The organism is Pseudobdellovibrio sp. HCB154, assembly GCF_046267985.1.
Lineage (GTDB): Bacteria > Bdellovibrionota > Bdellovibrionia > Bdellovibrionales > Bdellovibrionaceae > Pseudobdellovibrio.
The window spans coordinates 2,331,370-2,354,675 of sequence record NZ_CP176530.1 but is presented as its reverse complement, the minus strand read 5'-3'; the positions used below and the strand labels follow the sequence as shown (position 1 = coordinate 2,354,675).

Sequence of the window (23,306 nt, the reverse complement as noted above, 5' to 3'; positions counted from 1 at the left end):
GATCATTGTTTCGGTTTAAGCCATTTTTCTAAAGATTGCCAAACTTTTTGAAAGTCGACAGGTTTAGTTAAATAGTCATCCATGCCTACATCGAGACATTTTTGTTGGTCGGCACCCATGGCCGAAGCGGTGAGGGCGATAATCGGAATTCTTTTATGCCCAGAAGCTTTTTCGGTTTCACGAATTTTTTTAGTGGCTTCAAAGCCATCCATTTCGGGCATCTGGCAATCCATTAAAATTAAATCATAAGGCACTTTACTTAAAGCGTTGATTACTTCTTCACCGTTGGCGACAGCATCGGCACGGCAACCCATTTTTTCGACAAGCTTAATCGCAATTTTTTGATTGATGGGGTTATCTTCGGCAATCAAAACACGTCCTAGTATTTTTTCACTCGTGTACTGCGGAATTTTTTGGTGCGAAGCCGGGGCTACATTTGATTTTGCAATATTCATTTTAGCGGTAAACCAGAATGTCGAACCTTTACCGGTTTCACTACTTAGGCCGATTATGCCACCCATCATATGAGTCAAGCTTTTACAAATTGAAAGCCCAAGGCCCGTTCCGCCGTACTTGCGGGTGTTTGACGAATCCGTTTGCGAAAATTTTTCGAATAGCCCAGTGTGCATTTTGGGATCGATACCGATGCCGGTATCTTTAACTTCGAAATAAAGCTCCATTCCAGAAGTCGTTTTATCACGAAGTTTGGCCGTTAGGGTGATTGCACCATGTGGTGTGAATTTAACAGCATTTCCCACTAAGTTACGTAAAATTTGTTGCAGACGGCCTGGATCGCCATTTACGGTCTGCGGAATTTGCGGATCTAGAGTGATATTAAAAGCTAAACCTTTTTCACTAAGAGCCACAAGAAAAGAATCTTTAACATCTAAAAGACAAGACTCAATATTGAAATCTACATTTTCAAAAGTGAGCTTTCCGGCTTCGATTTTCGAAAAATCTAAAATATCATTGATAATAGAAAGTAAACTTTCAGCCGATTTACGAATAGAAACGGTGTAATCCATTTGCTCTTCATTAAGCTTTGTATCTAGTAATAAACCTGACATGCCAAGCACACCATTCATCGGTGTTCTGATTTCATGAGACATATTGGCTAAGAAATCAGACTTTAAACGCGAAGCGCTTAACGCTTGCTCTTTAGCAACTGTTAATTCTTCATTCACATCACGCAGCTGTTTGTTGGCTTCTTGAATATCCTGTGCGCGTCGCATGATTTCAGCTTCCATCTGGTCAGTTTTTGTTAAAAGCTCGCTGCGATCGGCTTTAAGATTCATAAATTCAGTGACATCTTCAACTTGGTGAATGATGTATATAACTTCATTTTTGTCATTTACAATGGGCGTATTAATCGGGCTCCAGTAGCGGGTTTCCCATTCTCCGTTAGCTAGACGAATCGGGTATTTTTGCACCGCCATCGAATCGGCTTTTTTTAAAGTTAAAGCCCGTTGCAAAGAGGCTCCTAAATTTTTAGTGCCTGTCGCGTTGGGATCATTAGGATCATCAGGAAAAGCTTGAAAGATATGTTTGCCAACTAAAAAATCGCGGGTCGTGAGAGTGGCTTTTGTGTAAGCGTTACTAACAGCCACAATCATAAATCTTGGATCTAAGATCAGATAAAGTCCCGGGGCATTTTCAAATAAAACTTTAAAATCTACGTTAGCTGACATAATCAAGTGCACTAATCATTTTTTTCGCGTTTAAATTCCATTGGCATTTCAATAGAATCTAACCCGCAGCCATCACCCATATCCCAAAGTTTAACCGTGATGACTTTGTTTGTTTCAGCAGAAGAAAAACCGTTACCTTTAAGTTTAACTTTGTAGATTTCATGGTTGGCTTTAATAAAATCAGTTCTTACAGATTCAACAGTCACGTCTTGGCCTAAGGCTCTAACAGCACCAGCAGCGACTTCGCCAGCTTGCGTTTCGCAAGCTCCAGTTGTGCTGGCTGTTTTGCGAGATTTTACGCTTTTAGCAGAAGCAGTTGAAGTTGATAACACAAGAGCTAATAGCACGATAAATTTCATAAAAATCCTTTCAAATATTATAGGCCTGCGTCTAAAAAATGAGAAGTCTAGTAATCTAAATCATAGTTATTGTTAGGTTTTCGTTAACACTCGACCATTGACTGAATCTTGAAATCACAAGCACGTAAAAATGCCTTAAGGTCTTTATAAGTATGAAGCCTTTAAAAACTGACTTACATATTCATAGTCAATTTAGCGACGGACAGCTCTCTGTGGCCGAAATCGTTGATCTTTACGGGGCAAAAGGCTACGGGGCCATTGCCATCACTGATCATCTTTGTGAACGTGGTGGAGTGATCGGGCATGTTAGCCGCAGATTAAATTTAAGTTTAACCGAAGAAAAATTTTCGTGCTATATGGAGACTTTATGGCGCGAAAAAGAACGGGCGCAAAAGCAGTACGGTATGCTGCTGGTGCCTGGTTTTGAAATCACTAAAAACTCATTTTTTCACCAGCGTGGTGCCCACGTTTTAATTTTAGGAATCACAGATTTTATTGATCCCGATCTGGGGATCGAAGAAATTTTGTATGAAGCTAAAGCTAAAAACGCGTTAACAATTGCCGCGCATCCCTTTTTAACCGGTGATTTTGAATTTCAAACCTTGCAACTTTGGGAAAAACGTAATGAATGGCAGCATTTGATTGATCTTTGGGAAGTTAACTACCGCCAAAAGATCTTCGATCATGTGTTAAATTCTGGGTTACCGCTCGTGGCCAGTAGCGATTTTCACCGACTCAATCATTTTAACTCCTGGAAAACCATCGTGCATTCCACAGGCACAGAATCAGACTTTATCCAGGCCTTGCGTGAACAGCGGGTAGAGCTATTTTACGAAAATAACCCTATTTCGCAGATTTTTGAAAATTCTTGTCACAAATAGACCTCGGCAATCATAGTAGGATTAACAGAGGTTAATTATGAAAAAATTAGGCATTATTGTTCTAAGCACACTTTTATCTGCGGTTGCATTTGCAGGCAAAGAAACGGTTGAAATTAAAGTGACCGAAGAAGGCTATCAACCTAACGCTATTAACGTGACACCGGGTACAGATTTAACTTTAAAAATTACCCGCACATCTGATGCCACTTGTGCCACAGAAATCATGGTTCCTGATAAAAAAATCAATACAAAACTGCCGTTAAATAAAACAGTTCTCGTGCATGTCGGAAAACTTGAAAAAGGCGAAGTGCGTTTTGGTTGTGGCATGAACCTCATGGAAGGTGGAAAAATCTACGTAAAGTAGGTTTTTTCTAAATACGGTAAATCACCATGAAAATAAAATTATTATTAAGTGCTTTATGCTGTATCTTGAGTCCAGTGGTTGTACATGCCGATGGCGGTGGGCACGGCCATGACAGAGTATCTATCGAGTCCGAGGTAAAAGTTCTTCAAGCCTCAGATAAAATTGCTTTTTCTTTTCAGATTTTCGATAATGAATCTAAAAAAGAAATCACTGATACTGATTTAAAACTTTCACATACTAAAAAAGTGCATTTCATCGTTTATGATGCGGCTTTGAAGGAATTCAATCATGTCCATCCAGAATTTGTAAACGGCCTGTGGCAGACTGAATTAAATTTGCCAGTGAATGGTGCTTACTTTATTTGGGCACAGGGTACGTTAAATGATGGCGCTGAATTTTCAGTTTCTAATAAGCTTAAAGTTGAAGGTGGAAAATCTCCTTGGAGTGTAACAAACTTAGGTGATCACCGCAAAGAAACTTCTAATCATACCACAGTAGAATTGTCTCAACAAAAAATCAGAGCAGGTAAAATGATAATGTTAACTTACCGGGTTTCTCGTGATGATGGATCTCTGCCAGTAGTAACTCCGTACTTAGGTGCTAATGCGCATGTGATTGCGATTTCTCCTGACGGAAAAGATCTTATTCATGTTCACCCGATGGATGGGCAAGATACGGCTTCGGGAATGTTGCATGCGACATTTCCAAGAGTTGGTGATTATCGTATGTGGGTACAGTTAAACGATCATGACGAACTAAAAACGGTTCCTCTATCAGTGACCGTTGTAGAATAATTTTAAGCGTTTCAATTTAGGTCGTATAAATGGCTAATTATTAGAAAATGTAATCTTTTATTGTTCCGGAGCGCGCTCCGGAAATCCCGTAGTGTTTAGTAGGGCCGATACGACAGTATGGGCCAATCACTTCTTAAAATATTTCTATCAGCATGTATTCTGTTGCTTTCGGCTTTCGCGAAAGCTGTGCCATACACCACAACGTATCAAGCTAAAATTATTAAACCAGACGGTTATCCATTACAAGCTTCGGCGGTTAATTTCAGATTCACGATCATGGACCCAACGGGTTCTTGCGTTTTGTACGTAGAAAATTATGCCGCGATTAATATGTCTGACAGTGCGGGATTAGTGGCTTTTTCTTTAGGGGCCGGTGTTAGATCTTTTCCATCGAGTGGAACTGCGGCCACATTTTCTTCAATCTTTGATAATGCAACTCCGTCATTTTCTTGCCAAACACCCGGCGTGTACATTCCAACTGCCAATGACGGAAGAAAAATCGTCATGCAGTTTAATGACGGCTCTGGTTGGCAAACACTGCCAGCGATGGGTATTAACGCCGTTCCTTATTCGATGTACGCGGCTAAATCTGAAAACACACTTCGTTTAAATGGAAAAACTGATTCAGACTTTGTCGAGTATTCAGCCTTAGCTGCTTTAAACTGTCAAAGCAACGAGGCGATTAAATTTAACGGTGCAAGTTTTGGCTGTATCGCTATTGCCAGTGCAACAACAGTCACTTCAGGAAGTATCACGACTGCATTAGGCTACACTCCAGCCGATGGGGCTACAGTCGCCTCGGTAAGCTCTACGTTATTTTCAGTTTCTTCAAGCGTGTCTGGTTTACAAAGTTCAATGGCTGCAAGTTTTACGGCGCTGACTAATTCAGTGTCAGCAGTCACAAGTTCGCAGTGGAATAATGTTGCAAGCGGCATTACTTATACGGGTGGAAACGTAGGAATAAACGGAACATTTGAAGTTAATCTTAGTGCCGATGAAAAATTAACTGGGCAGAAGACATCTCTTAATCTAGGTGCAAATACTAATGAAGCCATCGGCACTTATAATTCTATGAGCCGTAATACGGGCTCTTCTTCAGGAAGTTTTTCTGTAGGCACTTACAATTCGATCAGCGATAATTCAAATTTTACAAACACCAACGAAATCTACGGCGTCTATAACTATTTGGGTAAAAACAATAACGCTTCTGCGAATAGTAAAATGTATGGAACCTATAATGATATTTACAATAGCGGTGGTTCAGCCAATAACGAAACTTATGGCTCTTACAATTTAGTGGTTGGTGATGCCGACGGAAATTCAGTTACTTACGGTAACTATGTCGATGCAGCGGGAGCTGATACAAATTATTTATATTACGGAATAGGGCGCGCCGACCCAGGCCAAACAACTTACGGATTTTATGTCGATGTGGGAACCGGTACGGGCACTGAATACGCTGGTGCATTTTTAAACGGTCATGTCGGTATCGGTACAGCAACACCAGTTGCTCCGTTAGATGTCTCAGGAGCTATTCGCATCGGTATGCAATCTACAAGTTGTGTGGTAAGTTACGCTGGTGCGATCAGATACAATGCGGGCACAATCGAATTTTGTAACGGTACAACTTGGGGAAGCATGTCGACTTCGTCAGGGATGGCGCAAGTTTCTGGAACGGGAAATATTGCCTACGGTAACAGTGCCGGTTCAGCGCTTGATGGTAATAGCAGTAATAATATTCTATTCGGTGATAGTGCGGGGCAGTCGCTAAGTGGTGGTGATGGCAATATCATGATCGGCAGCTGGGCCGGGCATAACAACATCGGTGATGAAAATACTTTTGTTGGTTCGTATGCCGGCGGTGCGTATGCTTCTACTTCGGGAACAGGTTATTCAAATGCGATTTTCGGTGCTTACGCGGGCGCGTATTTAACAAACGGTTATCAAAATACGATGATCGGTTATCGCTCAGGTCAATACACGACAACAGGCTTTAGAAATTATTTTGGCGGTTACGAATCAGGTCAAAAAAATACTGAAGGCTATCACAATGTTTTTATCGGTTACAGCGCAGGTTTGCAGAATACAACGGCTAATAACAGCGTAGGGCTTGGAGCAAATGCTTTAACATGGTTTGAGCCTGCAGCTTACAGCGATGCATACAATACGGCGATCGGTGCTGATGCGCTTTATGGTGTAGCAACACAATCAACTGGAATTCAAAACACAGCTTTAGGTGGTAAAGCTGGTAACAGCATTACCACAGGATCAAATAATATTTTGATCGGTTACGATGTCGACACACCAACACCGACAACGAATAATTTTATTAATATCGGTAATACTATTTTTGCAAACTCTGTGACTGGAAATATGGGTTTAGGAACAAGTGCACCCACAAGTAAATTAGAAATCTCTAATGGCCCGGCACCTTTAACAAATAGTTTTGAGGCTATCAAATTGACGGCAGTCAGCGATGTGTACGGCCCACCTAATGCGGCAATTTCTGCAACTATTGGTTTAGGTAAAACAACTTACGGAAGTACTTACGGTGAAGCCCTTGAATTTAAATACACTTCAAGTGATCCATCTAACTTTCCACCGCAATATATTTTTAAAGGTACATCAGCAACCAAAGATATTACCATCAATGACGGTCGCATTTATGCAAATCAACTTTATATGTCAGACCACATATATGTGACTCGTTCAAACGCATCATCAGCAGCGTTTTACACTTATCTCCCGCCATCAAACACTTATGCTAATTATGATTTTATGCAAATCCTTGGGGCGCCAGGAGCAATGCTGAGCATGGGTGCTGTGACAGCAGGAAATGCGGTTACAGGGTTTTACACGGGCATTTCTTCGGGAACCTACGATATTAAAACATCAAACATCAGTCGAATTTCCGTCACTAATGCTGGTAATGTCGGGATCGGCACATCGTTGCCAGTCGCCAAATTAGATGTGAGCGATAATGCTGGCCGTTCAGTTCGACTTTCTCCGACAGGCTTTGCCGGAGACTATAGTAATTTACCTCTTATTCATTTAGAAAATACCAACAACAGCGCTGATGATTGGTTTTTAGTAAATAACGCCGACAGATTTTTTATTTCTACAGAAGCGATATCGGGCACTGAGAAATTCACCGTCATGGCGGGTGGTAATGTGGGTATTGGGACATCGTCGCCAGCGTCAGTATTAGCGATTGTCGGCGACGGAACCACAGATGATACAAAAGATGATCTCTCGATCACAACATACTCAAATGCGACGTCACCGGGAGCTATTTTTAAAAGAGCGCGTGGTACTTTAGCAAGCCCATTAGCAGTCGGGCTTAATGATTCTTTCGGTGGGCCTCACTTTTTAGCTTATGATGGCGCCGCTTTTTCATCGGCAGCTTCGATTTATGCCAGAGCAGAAACAAGCTGGACAACAACAGCTTCTACAAAAAATGCTTTTCTTTCTTTTTCAACCGTAGCTTCAGGCACACCCACTGAAAAAATGAGAATTTCATCGAACGGTTATGTAGGAATCGGAACAACATCACCTGCTTATCCGCTGACGGTATCGGGAACGATTGCTTCAACCAATGGCGGCTTTAGATTTCCGGATGGTTCTATTCAAACGACGGCTGCTGGGGCTTCGCAGTGGTCAGCTTCAGGCACATCACTTTATTATCTTTCTGGTAACGTAGGTATTGGTACGTCGGCTCCGGCAGCTAAACTTCATGTTTCAGATTCCGGTGATTTTTGGTTTTCACGGGTAGAAGATTTAGCCACAGCTAATACGATTGATACGCAAAGAGCGACAATCAATGCCAAAGGAAATTCTTATCCGCAACTTTATTTAAGAACAATAGAATCTAGCAGCACTGACGCCAGTATTCTTTCCAGCGCGAATCTCTCAGTTGCAACCACGGCCAGTAACAGGGATATTTCTCTAGGGTACAACTCAGCAGGTATAGCCGGTCAAATCAGTAAGCCAAACCATATTTCAAGGCTTTTTATTCAGAATTCGACTGGTCGTGTAGGTGTAGGAACATCTGCTCCGACCTCGATACTTTCACTGTACAATGATGGAGCTACAGATGGTGCAGATGATTTTCGTATTACTACATACAATCCATCAGATGAACCAGCAATTCAAACTTATTTAGCCAGTGGAACAAGTACTTCTCCGTTGCCGATAGCTTCCGGAAGTAATATCGGGCTTTTAACATTTCATGGTTACATGGGATCAGGATTTCGAGGAGCTGCAGGCTTAGCTTCATTGGCTGAAAACGACTGGACAACAACAACCTCAACACAAAATGCCGCATTAAGATTTTATACGCGTGGTAGTGGAACATATTCAGAAAAAATGCGAATCACTGGTTCCGGGAACATTGCCATTGGTACAACAACTCCTGGAAATAGTCGGCTTACTCTTGAGCGCTCGACAGCGACTAGTTCTACTCCGATCATGGCCATTAATGATCCGGGGCGTGGAGTTACGGCTGTGATAAACAGTATTGCTCCGAACAATACCAACGGTTTATATATGGGGACAACGAGCGGGCATTATTTAATGTTCGGTACAAGTAATTTTATGCGCATGATGATTGACGGTACTGGGAATGTCGGAATCGGCAGTACGCTAACTTCGACTGCGAAATTAACACTGGAACATCCTTACGCCAATACAAATACTTTAGTCGCTACTGCAAGTAACCTTGCCTATTGGGTTGTTAAAAATCCAGCGAGCGGTAGTACGAACACCTGGAACTCAGCTCAGGCAGTGATGTACGTCGGTCGCGACACAGGAACATCACGCTCTATCAACGCTGCCGGAACAATAAACGCGTCAGGCGCTGACTTTGCCGAGTGGGTTGATTGGTCCGGAAAAAAACCAGAAATGGGCTCAGTGATTTCTTATCGCGGAAGTTATGTCGTTGTTTCATCAGAACACACAGCCGCTTTTATCGGTAATGATGTGAAAGATCCAAATCATGCGATTCTTGTCGCTTTCGCGGGACAACTTCCAGTACTTGTTCGTGGGGTTGCTCGCGAAGGTGATTTAATTGTCGCGAATGATGATGGAACAGCTCGCGCTGTGCCGAAAGAGCAAGCGACAGTGAGTGACGCTTACAAAGCTGTCGGAACTGCCTGGGCTTCTTCGAATGATCCGGGGTTAAAACGTCTTCATGTGGCTATTGGAATTGGCCTGGCTGGCGGATTACGCGATATAAAGAAATTAGAGCAAGAAAATGCTGAATTAAAAGCGCGACTTGATCGTATCGAGAAGCTGTTACTCTCGGAAAAGTCGAAATAACAGGCACGCTCCGGAGCGCAAATACAGCAAACGAAGTTGTGCAACCAAGGCAAGTATGTTCTGCTATTTGCCGTGGATCATCTGGTTAAATACTTAAATGAAACTTATGAAGTTCGTAAAAAAAAGAATGCACGTTATTCGCTGCGTTCTTTTGCGCGCGATTTAGATATTTCATCAGGCCGCTTAATTTCAATTATGCAGCTTAAAGAACTTCCGGGTGAAGTCACTTTAGGAAAAATTTTTTCAAGCTTAAGCACCACCGAAGATCGAAAAGAAAAAATTTTAAAAGATTTAAAGCGCGCTCGCTTTAAACCAAAAGATCACAGCTTTGAAAAAGTTTTGGATGCCGCACAAGTTGAACAGATGGGGCATTGGCAAACGTGGGCTATTTACACACTGATGCAACGTCAAGACTTTGATGGAACAGCAAAATGGCTTGCCGAAAAAACTGAACTTAATGCCGACTTCGTGAACGAACGTTTACAAGCCTTGGTGCATATTGGTCTTGTGCGTTTTGAGGATAAAAAATATTTACTTAAAGTGGGTAATGTTACGTCAGGTTCAGGTATTCCATCAAAAGTGATGCGCGAGCTGCATAAGCAGTTTATTCAGCGTGGAGTTCAAAGCATCGAAGAAGTTGATATTCAGTTTCGTGACATCAGCGGTATTACATTTTGTATGGAACCCGAAAAAATGGATGAAGCCAGAACTTTAATTTCTGAATTTCGTTCTAAAATGGCTGGGTTGGTTAGAAGCGAAACGCCGACGAGTGAGCTTTACCAACTATCGGTTCAGTTTTATCCGTTATTACTTAAAGGCGAAAAATAATGTTACGAATTTTCTGTTTAATTTTTTCAGCGATGATTTTATTCACCCCATTTATTTTTGCTGACACCGGCGGAGATTTCGGTGGCGGTAATGAACAGGGTAATGCAAGTAAAAGCGAACTTTGCAAAAAATATGGTATCTGCACAGAAGGTCATTCTGTTAAACTAAATTCTTTAGGTCTTGCCGTTTCAGCAGAAGGTTTTAAAATTATTCTTTTTGAAGACTCTTTAAAATAGGGCAGTCTTTCGGATCAAGTTCTTGGTGACAGATTGATTGAAGTTGCGCCAATTGTTTTTCTAACGCTTTCATCGCTTTAATTCTTTCACGTAATTTCAAAAGCTGATCTTCAATAATTTGATTGGCTTCTTTGCAAGACTTTGCAGAACTAGATCTGATATAAAGTAATTTTTTAATTTCAGCGATCGGTATATCCAGCGCCCGACAATGCGAAATAAACACTACGGTTGATACAGCGTCTTTACTAAATTCACGATAACCAGCTTCTGTACGCTCTGGGCCACGAATAAGTCCTGATTTCTCATAAAAACGAATTGAGTCAATTGTAAGGCCTGTTTTTTTAGCAAGTTCGCCGATTTTCATAAATTTAGGTATAGCACTTGACCCTGGAGTTACTCCAGAGTGTTTAATACAGAACAAGCAGCGTTATGATAGGGGATGTTAGTGCAACATAAAATTTCAATGTATTTAGCTTGGGGAATTGCGCTTTTTGCGACAGCTACAAGTTTGATCTTTAGCGAATTATTAAAATACCCACCGTGTTCACTGTGTTGGTATCAACGAGTATTTATGTATTCAGCGGCTGTTGTAATTCCCACAGGAATTCTAATTCAGGATAAAAATGTTTCTAAATACGCTTTGGTGCTAAGTGTAATCGGATTCATCATTGCCGGATATCATTCATTGATTTATCACAACGTGATCGGCGAAGTGATTACTGTGTGCACTGAAGATCTCAGCTGTAAAACAAAACAGTTTGAGCTATTTGGAGTTTTAAGTATTCCAGCGATGTCACTGTTGGGATTTTTAGGAATCGCGGTTTTAAGTTTTAAAGGAATTATCGATGAAAAAAGAAGTTAAATATTTATTGGGTACATTGTTAGTTGGAATCGCTGCAAGCTTTGCCGTTTATCAATTTGCCCTAAAGCAAAATGTAAACCCACAAGTAAAAATGGAAACGCCGGCGTTTCCGTTAATTACAAATTTAGTCACAAGCCATAGCTTTGCTTACGGCCCAGTTGATGCCAAAGTGACTGTAGTAGAATTTTTTGATCCTGAGTGCGAATCTTGTTCGGCTGTAGCGCCACAAATCAAAAAAGAAATGAAATACTACGAAGGTAAAGTGCGTTGGGTATTTCGTTATATGCCTTATCACCACAACTCAAGAAATGCTGTGGCGGCGCTTGAAGCCGCTCGCAAACAAGGTTTATTTTTAGAAGCGATGACTTTATTGTTTGAAACACAACACCAATGGGGTGAAAAACAAGTTTCAACAAAAGATGAAATCGTAAAAATCGTGACATCGCTTAGTGGTTTAAATAAAGCTCAATTCATGAAAGACCTAGAAGATCCAGCCACCGATGAAATTCTTATTAAAGATCAAACTGAAGGTAAACAGGCCGGTGTTAAAGGAACTCCAAGCTTTTTTGTTAATGGAGTTATGCTCGAGCGTTTAAGTTTAGATGACCTTATTGCAAAAATTAATGCCGGTCTTGCTGAATAGCTTTGATTTATAGCGAATATTGTTTTGTGCAGGTATATGCAGTTTTAAGTTCGCTGAATTCACTCTACAAATCTCATTTTGAGACACCTCTCAAAAATGAACATTGTTAAGCAAGTTGTTAAGAAAAATTCACAGCAATTCCGATAATTGTTATAATTAATTATGCGTATTAAGCACGTGTTTTACATTATAACGCTGGCCGTTTTTATTTTCAGTGGTTGCAGCAAAAAGATTGGGGTTGAAGAAGAGTCTTCGACAACGCCATCGACTTCTGTTCCTGGTAAACCCACGGTCACAACTCCGATTTCGCTTAACGCTTTAACAAACGGTAATCTAACAATTTCAGGAGCTTGTAAAAACGGAGCTACGGTTTTATTAAGTGGCGATGATACACAAAGTGTGGCGTGCAGTTCTTACCGTTACAGTTTCACAGTTTCAAAAACTTTAAGCGGCAATTATTTTTTAGAAGTCAGCCAAGAAAATTCATTGGGGGCTTCTGCGAAAGTGAATGTGGCGTGGGTGTTAGATAACATCGCCCCAGCCGCCGTGGTCATTACAAGCCCGTTATCAAATCCCTATATTTCAGGAAACTCTTCGATTAATATCACAGGGCAGTGTGAAAGTAATACGACGGTGACTATTTCAGGAAGCCACACGGCCACCACAGCTTGTACCGGCGGAAATTTTTCATTTTCTAACATTACACAAAATACTGATGGAAATTATAAATACTATTTCACTCAAAGTGATTTGGCGCAAAACTCTTCAAGTCAGGTGATGTTTAACTGGATTCGCGATACAACGATTCCGCCGACACCGGCAATTACAAATTTTTCTGATAACCCACATTACACAAATTCTTCACCACTTGTTGTTACAGGAACCTGTGCCGCAAGTAACACAGTTCAGATCTCTGAAGCGGGAACTTCTTTAGCCAGTACAACGTGTACCGCCAGTGGCACTTACACGCTGAATGTTCCTAAAGGTATTGATGGAACTTATACACTTTCTGTTTCGCAACTTGATTCAGTCACGTCGAGTGAGTCGGCTTCGTATGACTTTCAATGGGTGTATGATAGCCAAACTCCAAGTGCCCCAGTGATTACCTCACCAACGCAATCACCAGTCACAACAAGCTCAATGCTTATGATCAGAGGAAGCTGTGAAGATAATGCCACAGTGAATTTAACGGGTGATGATAGTCAGTCAGTGGTTTGTGTTTCGTCATCATTTACCTTTACGGTTTCACAACCGGTCGATGGCACATACTCTTATGCGATTGATCAGACGGATTTAGCGCAGAATACTTCGGCCCCTGCTATGCAGGATTGGATCAGAGATTCATTTGCTTTACCAATGGTAACTATTGTAACACCGGCGGCGGAGCCGTTCATCAGCAGTTTGGCTGAGATCGTGTTAAGCGGAGATTGTGAAACAGGTTTAACCGTTGTCTTACAAGGTGTAAGCAGCACAGATGTTGTTACACCAAGTAATAGTTTAAATGTAACCTGCGTAGACGCGGCCTACAGTTTTACCGTTACAAAACCTGATGGCACGTACAATTTAAGTCTTTATCAAACAAATGGGGTAAGTAATTCAGCCCAAACCGCAAAAACATGGACTAAAGATACGGTTGAGCCGAACACGACACTTGATTCGCAACCAGGAGCTACAAATTATTCGTTGGTCTCTTCATTTACTTTTTCATCGAATGAAGCGCCAGTGGTTTTTCAATGTAGTTTAGACGGAGCAGTCTACAGCACTTGCGCTTCACCATTAAATTATTCTTCATTGGCAAATGGCGCGCACACTCTAAATATTCGTGCTGTTGACCAAGCGGGCAATGTTGATTCAACTCCAGCAAGTTATTCATGGACACAAGAAGCCTATAAAACGATAGCTCTGTATAACTTTAACAGCACGGCCCCATTATCTGATTCAGGTTTATACAGTGGTGGCGTTAAAAATGATTTAACTGACAATTCTTCAGGAAATGTAGCTGGCCAGTTTTCTGAAGGGCGCAGTATGTTGACCACCTCAAACTATGTCACAGTGGCCAATACGCCATCGCAAGCAGCGATCGGAAGTTATCTAACTGCCGAAGCCTTTGTTAAACTAAGTGCTTTACCAGGCGCGTATGCTCCAATTATTTCAAAAATTTCAGGAGCCTTAGCAAGTTTTGAATATGGAATCAGAAAACAAGGTTCAAAGTATTACATTTATTTTCGTGGTAGTACGAATGGAACTACCTATGTTGAAGTAAAATCAGTGGCTTTATCAATAGCTGAAGAAGCTGCATTGACTGCGGGTTATTCGCATATAGCGGTGACGTGGAATTTAGGTTCGATTAAATATTATTTTAATGGAGTCTTAAAAAGTACATCAAGTATCGGCACTGTAGGGTCAGCTCGTTTATCAGGTTCAACAGCACCTTTACGTATTGGCTATAACGGAACTAATACCTTAAATGGTTCAGTCGATGAAGTGCGTATGAGTCAGATCGTTCGCTGGGCAAATACTTTCACGGCTCCGTCGGCTGAATACACAGCCGATTAAGCGGTTATTAAATAACTATTTAGAGGTGTTCGCGTAAAGCATCGCGCCGTTTTTAAGGGCTGCGATAATTTTAGCGCTGTATTTTGGGTCTAAAGCTGGGCAACCCCAGCTGCGTCCTGCCTTAGATTTTGATTCGCTCACGTAGTCAGCCGGGTGGATCACCACCGCACGCGCGCGGGCATTTGAGTTTGTTGAAGATAAACCGTCAAGTCTTACTGAATAGCCGTGTTTACCACTGTAAGTTTCAGCTACACGGTAAAAACCCACAGATGACATCTCGCTACCTGATTTGTTGCTAAAACGTTCTGCGTAACCATCGTTATTTGTATCAGAACCTTTGCCGTGTGAAGTGTGAAAAGCTTGAACTTTACCTGTCGTCATATCAACAAGAAAAAAACGAGCTTTCGAAGAATGGGCTGAAAAGTCGATGATCGCGATATATTTTTGATTCGCGAAATTTTTCTTATTTACATCAAAATAAGTTAAAGCAGTTTCACGAAGTTTTGCCGGAATCATGCGAGTCGGGTCAACATAAGAATAATCAGTTCTGGCTTTAGAAACATCTTCTGCTGTAATAGCATCAGTTAATGTATGAGGAACATTTTTTCTAAAATCTAAGCGCTCTTGTACATGCTTAGGTAAAACAACCTCGTGACTAGTTTCTTCTACGGCTTGTGATGCATGGGCCATCACTGTAACAGGGCTTAATAAAAGAAAAAGAGCTGAAGCTAAAAGCTTAGACATCATGACATACCTCCGAATGATATTTATAAATTTTCGAGTATTTTTCTAAAGAATTGCAGATCCAGTTTTTGTCAGAATGAATAGCTGCGAGTTGAAGAAATTGTGTAACCATAAATTGCACTACGTTAAGACTTTAGTTTAACTACTTTAAAGCTACGAACCTGGCCAAAACCTCTCCAGTCACGGATAAGAAAGTAATTAAACCATTCTGAAACTGAACTTTAAAAAACGGAGATGAGGGTTTTAAGTGCTTGTACCGGTCGGCCACAAAAAAATCTGAATCAGTGAACTTTTTTAAATCTTCGATGGGTTTTTGAATTTTTAATCTGAAGGTGTAGAAGGTCATTTTGTCATCGCAGAAACTAAAAGTCAGATTACTCTTGTCAGAATCAGCAAAATGACAATGATCGACCCACAGATAACTGACTTCACTTAAAAAGCTGTCGGTGTAATGCGACTCGTTCACTAAAACACGCAAGTAATACTGGCTTAAGCTTAGTGGCAGATCAATTTTCGTTTTTGAATTTTTAAAACTAATGTGCAGGCGGCTTTTATAAAGATTTTCATCTAAAGCTTCGATCACGATTTTATCTGAAAAATATTTTTTAAATAGATCGCCCAATTCAGCAGACCCGCCAGAAAAATGTAAAGCCGAAGTCAGTTTCTGGTTTTTTCGAATTTCAGAAGCGGCGACGACAATTTCAGAAGAAAGTTTTATTTTCGAAGTTTGAAACCCATCCATAAAATAAAACGACACCACAAAGCTATGTCTTTGCGAATCATAGCTATGTCCACTGATCACTATTTGAAGTAATTCGGTAAGGCTCTGCTGATTAGCGATAGCTTCAAATTTTTGTTTCCAAAGCTGAAGCTGTGGGTCTTCGATGACTTCGGCATTTTCAGAAAAAAATGCCAAACCCGCTGAGAGTAGTTTTTTGACCATAGGCTAAAGGCTATCATGTGTTGGCTGTGTTTCTCAGGCAAGCTAGACTAAAGAGCGCTCCATAAAAGTGAAGCGGTGATCAAGATTAAGTGCGAATCCAGGCAAAAACATCAGCGCCTAATTTAATTGAAAGTACGACCAGAATAAGACCTGAAATGAGCGAAACAAAACGCATGGCTTTGGGGCTTTTAAGAAGTTTACTTCCTAATGAAGCTAAAAGCGCTAAACCAAAAAACCAAATTGTTGAAAACACCGAAGCTCCAGCGCCAAAATAAAATCTTTCGTTCAGCTGAGCGAACTTTGAAGAATAGCCACCAATTAAAACAACAGTGTCTAAATAAACATGAGGGTTTAGTAAACTAAAACCGAGGCTTGCTAAAATGACTTGTTTTGCAGACAAGGTTTGTTGTGACGTTAACGAAATTTCAGTTCCGTTTTTAGCTTCTTTAAGTTTTAAAACGCCGTAATAAAATAAAAAAAGAACACCAATGATTCCAAGGCTAATTTTTAAAATAGGGAATTGAATAAAAAACGTGGCCACACCTAAAACACCGACAAAAACCAGCAGGGTGTCACAAAGAGAAGAAACTAAGGCTACAAGTAAATGCCGCTGCTTTCGTAAGCCAGAATTAAGAACAAAAATATTTTGAGCTCCAAGAGCTAAGATAAGGCTCGCTTGAAGAAAGAATCCTTGAAGAAAAATAGTCACCATATTAAGCGGCGACAAATTTCTTTTTGATGGGTCCTAAATCAGTTAAAAATTGCTGAACAATACCGCGCGATTGCGGGGTAAAAATCACAGTTGATGCTGAATCGGGGCTAGGTGTACCTAAAACATTAAAAATATAAGTTTTAACTTCACTCGAATAGACGATCTGAAAGATCATCGGAGACCCTTGTTGTAAAAATTCTTGTGGTAAACTGTGTTTAAGCTTCATGTCTACAGCTGAGATCATTTCTGACTGAGCTGTATACTTCTTAATTTCAGTAATTACGTTGATCTTTGCGACAATCATCTGTCTTTGGGTCTCATTAGCCATTATTTAATTTTAAAGCATGTTAAGAAGTAATCAAACAAAAGTAAAAAACTGGTCCAAAACGACTACGTAATTAAATTTTTATTTATTTAATTTGTGTCTTATTTTGAACCACAAAATGTGTTATTGTTTGGTATGAGAATTTCTTTACGCGCTATGCGCACTTTAAAAGATGGGGATGATAAGGGCGTAAAAGCCGCTAGTGGCTTGGTTAAGGTGGGTAACACTTTCTATGTTATCGCTGATGATGAAGTCTCTTTAGCTGAATTTAAATTTGAAGGTGATACTAAAGCGAATTACATACAGCTTTTAGAAAAAGAATTACCTGATGATGCGGTTCAAAGAAAAAAGCAAAAGCCTGATTGGGAATCGTTAGTTCAGCTAGAGATAGCGAAAGATAAAAAAATTCTTTTAGCTGTACCGTCAGGTTCAACTGATAACAGAATGATTGGAGCTTTTCTTCGTTTAGATCAGGCGGGCCTTGTTGATAAAAGTGCGAAACCAGTAACTGTTGATTTCTCTGAAATTTATAAATCGTTAAAAGTGCAGTTTGCCGAACTAAACATTGAAGGCGCCTGTGTTTTAAATAACAAATTAAAATTGTTTCAGCGTGGAAACGGTGCTGCTGGCAAAAATGCCGTGATTGACATTGATTTATCAGGGTTTTGTCATGATCTAGAAAAAGCCACGGCTATTAAAGCGCAGCATGTTCTGGCTACGACAGAATTTAACCTAGGCCATCTTGACGGCCACAAGTTAGACTTTACCGATGCCTGTGTTGTCGGTGATAAAGTTTGGTTTTTAGCCGTTGCTGAAGATAGCCAGTCAACCTACGATGATGGCCAATATTATGGTGCTATCATCGGCTGTTTAGATGCTTCAGGAAAAGAAACTGTTCGCTATGAAATAGATTGTGCCACTAAGCCAGAAGGGCTGTGGGTAGATCTTGAAAGCCAGCGTTTGTGTTTTTATGTTGTCACTGACGCCGATAGCTCTTCAATTTTTGCAACCATCTATTTTGGTAAGCTGTTATTTTAGAGATGCCCTTGATGGGTATACCGTCTTGCCATTTTTAATTGTGGCATCAAAAAAAAGACAGCGATTTTGTCACAAATAGCTCTTAAGAATCGTAGTAAGGTTAGAAAGGGTTTTTTATGAAAAAATCAATAATTATTGCAGCTTTATTAACAATGAACTCAAGCTTGGTCTTCGCTAAAGAATTTCGTGATACAAATACAGTCGGAGAGCGCATCGCAACAAGAATGATGGAGAAAAAAGAGTCAGAACAAAAACAGCATTCTGATCTAAAAAAATGTCTTCTTCAAAATACTAATGCTAAATGCTAATCCCTAGTTTATGATGGCGTTACCTTATCGAAAGGAAACGCCATGATGACAATGGATCAAATTGCTAAAGGTCTATCAGATCTTTATGCTGAACATTCAAGAAAACTTTGGGTTCAATATACATCAGGATACGATCTAGGCGTACAAGCTGCACAGAACGAAGTGAATGAGTTTCAAAGAAATGCAAAAAACTTCGAAACGATCTGTAACGTCTTAGAGAAGTCATCAGACGGTCACGAAAAACGAAAAGCTAAAATTCTTCACAACAGTTTTAAAAAATTTCATCAATCTGAAAAAGTTCAAAAAGTTTTAGAACAGATTCAAGTCTTGGAAAACTCGATCATGGATCTTGTTAATAAATCAAGGCCTGTGTTAGACGGCAAAGAAACAACGTCGACTGAAATCGGTAAAATCTTATCACAATCGCCAGACCGCGCTCTTCGCCAAAGAGCTTACGAATGTCGTCTGCCGTTAAATCAAAAACTTATCGATGCGGGTTTTATTAAACTTTTAGATTTACGTAAAGAATTAGCAGCTATCAGCGGCTATAAAAGTTTTGTTGATTATAAGTTAGAAGAAGACGAACTTAATTCTGAGATATTTCAAACATGGTTAGAAGACTGTAAGGCGCGTAAAACCAAGTTTCGTGCAAAGGCTAATACCATCGCGCAGAAACATTTAGGTGTCGAAGAGTTAGCGCCCTGGGATTATCGTTATTTAAATACTAAGCTTTGTTCTTACAACCAGGCTGAAGTTGATATGACAGATTTTTACAAGCCTATTGCTAAAACTTTTTTAAAGTTTGGTTTTGATATAGAAGGTATTAATTTAACTTACGATGTTTTTCCGCGTAAGAATAAATCTGAATGGGGTTATAATTTTACTATCGAAATTGGTAAAGATTCACGAATTCTAGCTAACGTGACGAAATACTTTTCTAGTTATAATGTGTTACTACATGAAACAGCCCATGGCGTTCATTTTATGGGTTTAAACTCTGATGAATACGCTTTAAACAGCGGTGTTTCAGGAATTGTCGCGGAAGGCTTTGCCAACTACTTCGGTAGTTTATCGTACTCAAAAGAGTTTTTAGACGAAGTTTTCCCTGCAGAAACTGCGGCCAAAGCTTTTGCTAGTTTTCAAGAAGTACAAAGTTTATCACATTTTCAAAATTTTAGATTTATTCCTGAAATTTTATTCGATCAGCAGTTGTACTTCAAAGATGTGCGTAATGGCGACGATATTCAAAGTCTGCACCAATCATTAAGCCAAGATATTCTTGGCGCTGGCCATTACCAAGCCACGTGGAGTTCGACAATTCATCACACAAGCCATCCGATTTATTTGCATAATTATTTCTTAGGTGATGTGATGTGTGAAAATATGAAAGACGTTTTCAAAAAACGTAACGGCGGAAAAACCGCCGATCAATCACCGTTAGAATTTGGCCGTTTATGGAAGGAGCAAGTTCTTGCTCCTTCAGCTAAATATCCATTTCTAGATCTGTACGAAAAAATTTGCGAAGAGAAATTATCTATTAGTTCGTATTTAGATAGCCATTGCTTAGCATAAAAGTTTATCGGAAATTAAAAAGGTCAATTTATGACCTTTTTACATCGACATCCACATTCCAGTAAGTTGAATAAAAGCTCGTCCGCTAACGGGGTCAGAATTATAGGCTTCTTCGATTTCATCTGGAAGAAAGAGTTTGGTCGCTGAGCCACCAATACCTATATGTAACAGCTTTGAAAGCTCTAAGTCGTGGGTATAACCAAGAGTTAAAGCATAGATGTCGTGAGGCTTTAATAAGTCAGACGCTGTTAAAATATTTAATTCCGCGGCGGTTCTTTCAATAAATTCAAAGCGGCCCCAAATATTGTAGGGCTTTTTATAAAATAAAAATTCTTCGTTCAATGACTGAAGTTTGGAAACTCCGTTGTAAAAATTAATAACGCCATAAACTAAGGTGTTATTCCAAACCCATTCATCAAAGACGGGCTTTTGATAGTAAGAAGAAAATGAGTAGCGCCGGTTATGATCAATTTCTGGCGCATGATCACCCTCTGGATTTTTAATATAAGCTGCTGACAGCATAACCCGTGAATGTTCACTCAGCTGTTCAGAAACTCGAATTGCATAAGAATCAAATTCACCAAGTGGTAAATCCACTTTAGCGGGCTCTGGTTCTTCACCGTGAAAAATAGATAGTTCTAATGTCGTATTTTTTTTTGTGTAGCCAGCGCCCAACACGGTGCTGGTGATGTGACCTGCATCTTGCGCTAAATGATGGCCCAGTGGCGCATCGGGGTTTGCCATACCGGTTGGCCGGTGCATAAACGCAATCGGCCCATCGGTAGATTGACCTCGCGGAGCAAAGAATAAACGCAGGTGATCTTTGCCTTCACCTAAATAGAAAGTATCACTGATCGTTAAACCCATAATCGGCGAAGAGTGGGGATGTTGGGCATCAATATACGGCTCATCGTTTTCATCTTCTTCGCCGGTTTGACCCAACTCAGAATAGCCATCTTCATGAAATGTCCATCTTTCAAAAGTTAACATCACATTTAAATTTAGATATTGTGTTGAACCTAGAGAAGTTCCGATATTAGACATAATCATATTCGGAATGGCGAATTGATCTTTACCTCTGGGTTTTTCAGCCCAGACTCCGGTAAAAAAAGCATTGCCGTGAACCATAACGTCAAACCGGTCGGAGCCATCTGCGTTGAACGGAACGCACAGGCCCTGAGAGTTGTCCCAAACTTCATGAGCTGCGCATACCGATGCGCCCCAGTGGGTGTTATGGATCATCATTTTGTGCCCCGTTGTAGCCTGTGAGTGCATTTGATGATGATCCGTTTGGGCTTTTGCTGTCGGCCGCAGAGAAGATACAGCTAGAACAATGGATAGGGTTTTTAAAAAAAATTGTTTCATTAGCTTCCTAAAAGAAGCAATTCTAAGACCAGGCAAATGCCATGTAAAAACCCATATAAAAACCGAGGTCTACTTCGAAAAAGAAAAATTCTTAGTGGTGGCCACTGTGCTCATCTGTCTTTGTTTCAGTATTAGTTTTCGCCAGCGCAAGAGGTAAATCATAGACAGCTTCGTTGGCCTTCACTGAATTACGTTCGGCTGTTACTGATAACGTGCCTTTAGTAAGGTCACCTTTTTTAGAAGAACACTGAAAGTAATTTCTTTTAGGTGAACAGGTGACTTCAGTTTTTTGACCATTATCAATAGTGGCACTGACTTTTGAATTTTTAACTGTTGGGTTTTTAAATTGAATATCTAAAAGATAAACTTTAAATGTGCCATCGTTGTTAGGAACAACTTCAGTGTGAAATCCACCTGGCATTTTAACATAGCCCTTGTTTGGCCCTAGTTTATCTTCGCCATGTGAAAAAGCTGACATAGAAGTTGTTAGAATGAATCCGATCAGTAATAAGTTTTTCATGTTCTCTTCTTTCATTAGTTAAATTGATCAAGTTGAACAGAGAGCAACTCGATTTCTTTTTGAATTTCAATAGATTTTTTCTTAGTATCAAAATAGCGCTCTGTTGCGCCAACTAAGTCCGGCGAATTTTTAACACCGCGTTTGTATTCAGCGAGTGTTAAATTATAATATTTTTCCGAGCTGGCTGCCTTTTTTTGATAGATTTGGTACAGATCCATAAGTTCAGAAAATTTCGTATTTAATCTTTTAAAAAGCGCCTTGGTGTTAAGCTGTGTCTGTGTTTTGCTAAGTTCTTTTGCTGCCACATTAGCGACTGAAGCTTTGCGCTTCCAATAGCTATCTAAACCCGAAAATAGGGGAATCGTTAAAGTCAGGGCGACTTCAGATTCGTTATACTTAAGTTTTTCTTCGCTCGGAGTTAGGCGCCCAAACGCATAAGTTAAATCTAACTTAGGGAGAAGTTCAGATGTAAAACCTTGTTTTTCTGACTGAGCTATTTCTTCTTCGATTATCGCTTTTTTATTTTCAGGATGATTTTGGTGATGTTTTGCACTTCGATTTTGTTTAAGACTTTCAAGGGTTCTAAATTCAAGAGAATCTAGTTCGTTATCTTTAATCTCGGCATTAAATAGAGAGTTTAGTTTTTGATGAGCTTCATCATGAAGTTGGGCAATGTTGCGACGTTGAATTTGAATTTCGCTTTCACGAAGTTCAAATTCTAAATTATCCACTTGGCTGGTAAGCCCGGCACTCACTTTCTTGGCCGCCATCACTTTCTGTGTTTGGGTGATTTTATATTCTTCATCCAAAATTTTTTCAAGGCGGTGCAAGCTAATCATTGAAGTTAACACTTCTGTTAATTCTTCACGTAAAGCTTGTTTTCTTAACTCATAATTGACCTGGGCTAAACTAAGTTTTTGTTTTTCTAAGTTAAGCTGGCTTAAACCGCTTAAACCAGAAAAAATATTTGCCGAACCTTGCAGGTAGCCGACCATGCCTTTTTCATCATCTTCATCGGTTTTATTTTTTGCCCAACCACCGACAGCATTTAGGCTTGGCATAAAACTAGAGTAGCCAGAGTTTTTACGATTTTCTTGCGCCTGAACTTCAGATTCTAATGATTTCAATTCTAGGCTGTTGGCATAGAGTTTATTTTCAAGCTCCTCTCTAGTCGCTGCACTGGTTATAGAAAAATTTGCAGTGACTAGAAAAAATACTGAGAGAGTTTTAAAAAAACGATTTGAACTCATTA

General features: G+C 40.1%; 22 protein-coding genes. 12 read left to right on the top strand and 10 right to left on the bottom strand.

What is annotated here, in order from left to right:
• Positions 1-2: 2 nt before the first annotated feature.
• Complete coding sequence (locus ACKWCF_RS11420; RefSeq protein ID WP_409477720.1) at positions 3-1,688, bottom strand: ATP-binding protein; 1,686 nt, start codon at positions 1,686-1,688, stop codon at positions 3-5.
• An 11-nt stretch (positions 1,689-1,699) separates the two neighbouring features.
• Positions 1,700-2,047, bottom strand: a complete 348-nt coding sequence (locus ACKWCF_RS11415; protein ID WP_409477719.1) for a hypothetical protein — start codon at positions 2,045-2,047, stop codon at positions 1,700-1,702.
• Between the two features lie 152 nt (positions 2,048-2,199).
• Here ACKWCF_RS11415 and ACKWCF_RS11410 point away from each other — a divergent pair, with 152 nt between their 5' ends.
• The 6 genes from ACKWCF_RS11410 to ACKWCF_RS11385 all read left to right on the top strand — a co-directional run bounded on the left by ACKWCF_RS11410 (position 2,200) and on the right by ACKWCF_RS11385 (position 10,466).
• Positions 2,200-2,928, top strand: a complete 729-nt coding sequence (locus ACKWCF_RS11410) for a PHP domain-containing protein (RefSeq protein ID WP_409477718.1) — start codon at positions 2,200-2,202, stop codon at positions 2,926-2,928.
• A gap of 37 nt (positions 2,929-2,965) precedes the next feature.
• The gene (locus ACKWCF_RS11405) at positions 2,966-3,292 is read left to right on the top strand and encodes a cupredoxin domain-containing protein (RefSeq protein ID WP_409477717.1); all 327 of its coding nucleotides are present in this window, start codon (positions 2,966-2,968) and stop codon (positions 3,290-3,292) included.
• A 26-nt stretch (positions 3,293-3,318) separates the two neighbouring features.
• On the top strand, positions 3,319-4,086 hold the full coding sequence (locus tag ACKWCF_RS11400; protein ID WP_409477716.1) for a hypothetical protein: 768 nt from the start codon (positions 3,319-3,321) through the stop codon (positions 4,084-4,086).
• A gap of 117 nt (positions 4,087-4,203) precedes the next feature.
• Positions 4,204-9,402 (top strand): beta strand repeat-containing protein, encoded by a 5,199-nt coding sequence (locus ACKWCF_RS11395; protein ID WP_409477715.1) that lies wholly within the window; start codon positions 4,204-4,206, stop codon positions 9,400-9,402.
• Positions 9,403-9,474: 72 nt separating this feature from the next.
• Positions 9,475-10,230 (top strand): DUF4423 domain-containing protein, encoded by a 756-nt coding sequence (locus tag ACKWCF_RS11390; RefSeq protein WP_409477714.1) that lies wholly within the window; start codon positions 9,475-9,477, stop codon positions 10,228-10,230.
• Positions 10,230-10,466, top strand: coding sequence for a hypothetical protein (locus tag ACKWCF_RS11385; RefSeq protein WP_409477713.1), 237 nt, complete (start codon positions 10,230-10,232; stop codon positions 10,464-10,466). Before ACKWCF_RS11390 ends, ACKWCF_RS11385 begins: the two co-directional genes overlap by 1 nt.
• On the opposite strand, the gene ACKWCF_RS11380 is transcribed toward ACKWCF_RS11385, so the two are convergent.
• Entirely contained in the window at positions 10,438-10,830 is a 393-nt protein-coding gene (locus tag ACKWCF_RS11380; RefSeq protein WP_409477712.1) for a MerR family transcriptional regulator, read from the bottom strand. The genes ACKWCF_RS11385 and ACKWCF_RS11380 overlap by 29 nt on opposite strands.
• Positions 10,831-10,911: 81 nt before the next feature.
• Between ACKWCF_RS11380 and ACKWCF_RS11375 the strand changes: the two genes are divergently transcribed.
• The 3 genes from ACKWCF_RS11375 (at position 10,912) to ACKWCF_RS11365 (ending at position 14,527) form a co-directional block, all read left to right on the top strand.
• Positions 10,912-11,328: a disulfide bond formation protein B gene (locus ACKWCF_RS11375; protein WP_409477711.1), complete on the top strand. Its 417-nt coding sequence runs from the start codon at positions 10,912-10,914 to the stop codon at positions 11,326-11,328.
• Positions 11,312-11,971, top strand: coding sequence for a DsbA family protein (locus ACKWCF_RS11370; RefSeq protein ID WP_409477710.1), 660 nt, complete (start codon positions 11,312-11,314; stop codon positions 11,969-11,971). Before ACKWCF_RS11375 ends, ACKWCF_RS11370 begins: the two co-directional genes overlap by 17 nt.
• 162 nt (positions 11,972-12,133) lie before the next feature.
• Complete coding sequence (locus ACKWCF_RS11365; protein WP_409477709.1) at positions 12,134-14,527, top strand: LamG domain-containing protein; 2,394 nt, start codon at positions 12,134-12,136, stop codon at positions 14,525-14,527.
• A 15-nt stretch (positions 14,528-14,542) separates the two neighbouring features.
• Here the strand turns inward: ACKWCF_RS11365 and ACKWCF_RS11360 are convergent, their stop codons facing one another.
• The 4 genes from ACKWCF_RS11360 to ACKWCF_RS11345 all read right to left on the bottom strand — a co-directional run bounded on the left by ACKWCF_RS11360 (position 14,543) and on the right by ACKWCF_RS11345 (position 17,254).
• A complete protein-coding gene (locus ACKWCF_RS11360; protein ID WP_409477708.1) occupies positions 14,543-15,274 on the bottom strand; it encodes a murein L,D-transpeptidase catalytic domain family protein in 732 nt (243 codons plus the stop codon).
• A 139-nt stretch (positions 15,275-15,413) separates the two neighbouring features.
• The gene (locus ACKWCF_RS11355) at positions 15,414-16,214 is read right to left on the bottom strand and encodes a hypothetical protein (protein ID WP_409477707.1); all 801 of its coding nucleotides are present in this window, start codon (positions 16,212-16,214) and stop codon (positions 15,414-15,416) included.
• Positions 16,215-16,299: 85 nt separating this feature from the next.
• On the bottom strand, positions 16,300-16,941 hold the full coding sequence (locus tag ACKWCF_RS11350) for a LysE/ArgO family amino acid transporter (protein WP_409477706.1): 642 nt from the start codon (positions 16,939-16,941) through the stop codon (positions 16,300-16,302).
• On the bottom strand, positions 16,928-17,254 hold the full coding sequence (locus ACKWCF_RS11345) for a hypothetical protein (protein WP_409477705.1): 327 nt from the start codon (positions 17,252-17,254) through the stop codon (positions 16,928-16,930). Before ACKWCF_RS11345 ends, ACKWCF_RS11350 begins: the two co-directional genes overlap by 14 nt.
• A gap of 132 nt (positions 17,255-17,386) precedes the next feature.
• Between ACKWCF_RS11345 and ACKWCF_RS11340 the strand changes: the two genes are divergently transcribed.
• The 3 genes from ACKWCF_RS11340 (at position 17,387) to ACKWCF_RS11330 (ending at position 20,169) form a co-directional block, all read left to right on the top strand.
• On the top strand, positions 17,387-18,289 hold the full coding sequence (locus ACKWCF_RS11340) for a DUF6929 family protein (RefSeq protein ID WP_409477704.1): 903 nt from the start codon (positions 17,387-17,389) through the stop codon (positions 18,287-18,289).
• Positions 18,290-18,405: 116 nt separating this feature from the next.
• The gene (locus ACKWCF_RS11335; RefSeq protein ID WP_409477703.1) at positions 18,406-18,597 is read left to right on the top strand and encodes a hypothetical protein; all 192 of its coding nucleotides are present in this window, start codon (positions 18,406-18,408) and stop codon (positions 18,595-18,597) included.
• Between the two features lie 42 nt (positions 18,598-18,639).
• Entirely contained in the window at positions 18,640-20,169 is a 1,530-nt protein-coding gene (locus ACKWCF_RS11330) for a M3 family metallopeptidase (RefSeq protein WP_409477702.1), read from the top strand.
• Positions 20,170-20,208: 39 nt separating this feature from the next.
• Here the strand turns inward: ACKWCF_RS11330 and ACKWCF_RS11325 are convergent, their stop codons facing one another.
• The 3 genes from ACKWCF_RS11325 to ACKWCF_RS11315 all read right to left on the bottom strand — a co-directional run bounded on the left by ACKWCF_RS11325 (position 20,209) and on the right by ACKWCF_RS11315 (position 23,304).
• The gene (locus ACKWCF_RS11325; RefSeq protein WP_409477701.1) at positions 20,209-21,534 is read right to left on the bottom strand and encodes a hypothetical protein; all 1,326 of its coding nucleotides are present in this window, start codon (positions 21,532-21,534) and stop codon (positions 20,209-20,211) included.
• 91 nt (positions 21,535-21,625) lie between these two features.
• Positions 21,626-22,054 carry a hypothetical protein gene (locus ACKWCF_RS11320; protein WP_409477700.1) on the bottom strand — a complete coding sequence of 143 codons (429 nt, stop codon included), beginning with the start codon at positions 22,052-22,054 and terminating at the stop codon, positions 21,626-21,628.
• 14 nt (positions 22,055-22,068) lie between these two features.
• Positions 22,069-23,304, bottom strand: coding sequence for a TolC family protein (locus tag ACKWCF_RS11315; RefSeq protein WP_409477699.1), 1,236 nt, complete (start codon positions 23,302-23,304; stop codon positions 22,069-22,071).
• Positions 23,305-23,306 lie beyond the last annotated feature (2 nt).

What these genes read in the sequence shown, in the direction of transcription:
- ACKWCF_RS11420 (WP_409477720.1), bottom strand. Translation starts at nt 1,688, where the DNA reads ATGTCAGCTAACGTAGATTTTAAAGTTTTATTTGAAAATGCCCCGGGA.
- ACKWCF_RS11415 (WP_409477719.1), bottom strand. Translation starts at nt 2,047, where the DNA reads ATGAAATTTATCGTGCTATTAGCTCTTGTGTTATCAACTTCAACTGCT.
- ACKWCF_RS11410 (WP_409477718.1), top strand. Translation starts at nt 2,200, where the DNA reads ATGAAGCCTTTAAAAACTGACTTACATATTCATAGTCAATTTAGCGAC.
- ACKWCF_RS11405 (WP_409477717.1), top strand. Translation starts at nt 2,966, where the DNA reads ATGAAAAAATTAGGCATTATTGTTCTAAGCACACTTTTATCTGCGGTT.
- ACKWCF_RS11400 (WP_409477716.1), top strand. Translation starts at nt 3,319, where the DNA reads ATGAAAATAAAATTATTATTAAGTGCTTTATGCTGTATCTTGAGTCCA.
- ACKWCF_RS11395 (WP_409477715.1), top strand. Translation starts at nt 4,204, where the DNA reads ATGGGCCAATCACTTCTTAAAATATTTCTATCAGCATGTATTCTGTTG.
- ACKWCF_RS11385 (WP_409477713.1), top strand. Translation starts at nt 10,230, where the DNA reads ATGTTACGAATTTTCTGTTTAATTTTTTCAGCGATGATTTTATTCACC.
- ACKWCF_RS11380 (WP_409477712.1), bottom strand. Translation starts at nt 10,830, where the DNA reads ATGAAAATCGGCGAACTTGCTAAAAAAACAGGCCTTACAATTGACTCA.
- ACKWCF_RS11370 (WP_409477710.1), top strand. Translation starts at nt 11,312, where the DNA reads ATGAAAAAAGAAGTTAAATATTTATTGGGTACATTGTTAGTTGGAATC.
- ACKWCF_RS11365 (WP_409477709.1), top strand. Translation starts at nt 12,134, where the DNA reads ATGCGTATTAAGCACGTGTTTTACATTATAACGCTGGCCGTTTTTATT.
- ACKWCF_RS11360 (WP_409477708.1), bottom strand. Translation starts at nt 15,274, where the DNA reads ATGATGTCTAAGCTTTTAGCTTCAGCTCTTTTTCTTTTATTAAGCCCT.
- ACKWCF_RS11355 (WP_409477707.1), bottom strand. Translation starts at nt 16,214, where the DNA reads ATGGTCAAAAAACTACTCTCAGCGGGTTTGGCATTTTTTTCTGAAAAT.
- ACKWCF_RS11345 (WP_409477705.1), bottom strand. Translation starts at nt 17,254, where the DNA reads ATGGCTAATGAGACCCAAAGACAGATGATTGTCGCAAAGATCAACGTA.
- ACKWCF_RS11340 (WP_409477704.1), top strand. Translation starts at nt 17,387, where the DNA reads ATGAGAATTTCTTTACGCGCTATGCGCACTTTAAAAGATGGGGATGAT.
- ACKWCF_RS11335 (WP_409477703.1), top strand. Translation starts at nt 18,406, where the DNA reads ATGAAAAAATCAATAATTATTGCAGCTTTATTAACAATGAACTCAAGC.
- ACKWCF_RS11330 (WP_409477702.1), top strand. Translation starts at nt 18,640, where the DNA reads ATGATGACAATGGATCAAATTGCTAAAGGTCTATCAGATCTTTATGCT.
- ACKWCF_RS11325 (WP_409477701.1), bottom strand. Translation starts at nt 21,534, where the DNA reads ATGAAACAATTTTTTTTAAAAACCCTATCCATTGTTCTAGCTGTATCT.
- ACKWCF_RS11320 (WP_409477700.1), bottom strand. Translation starts at nt 22,054, where the DNA reads ATGAAAAACTTATTACTGATCGGATTCATTCTAACAACTTCTATGTCA.
- ACKWCF_RS11315 (WP_409477699.1), bottom strand. Translation starts at nt 23,304, where the DNA reads ATGAGTTCAAATCGTTTTTTTAAAACTCTCTCAGTATTTTTTCTAGTC.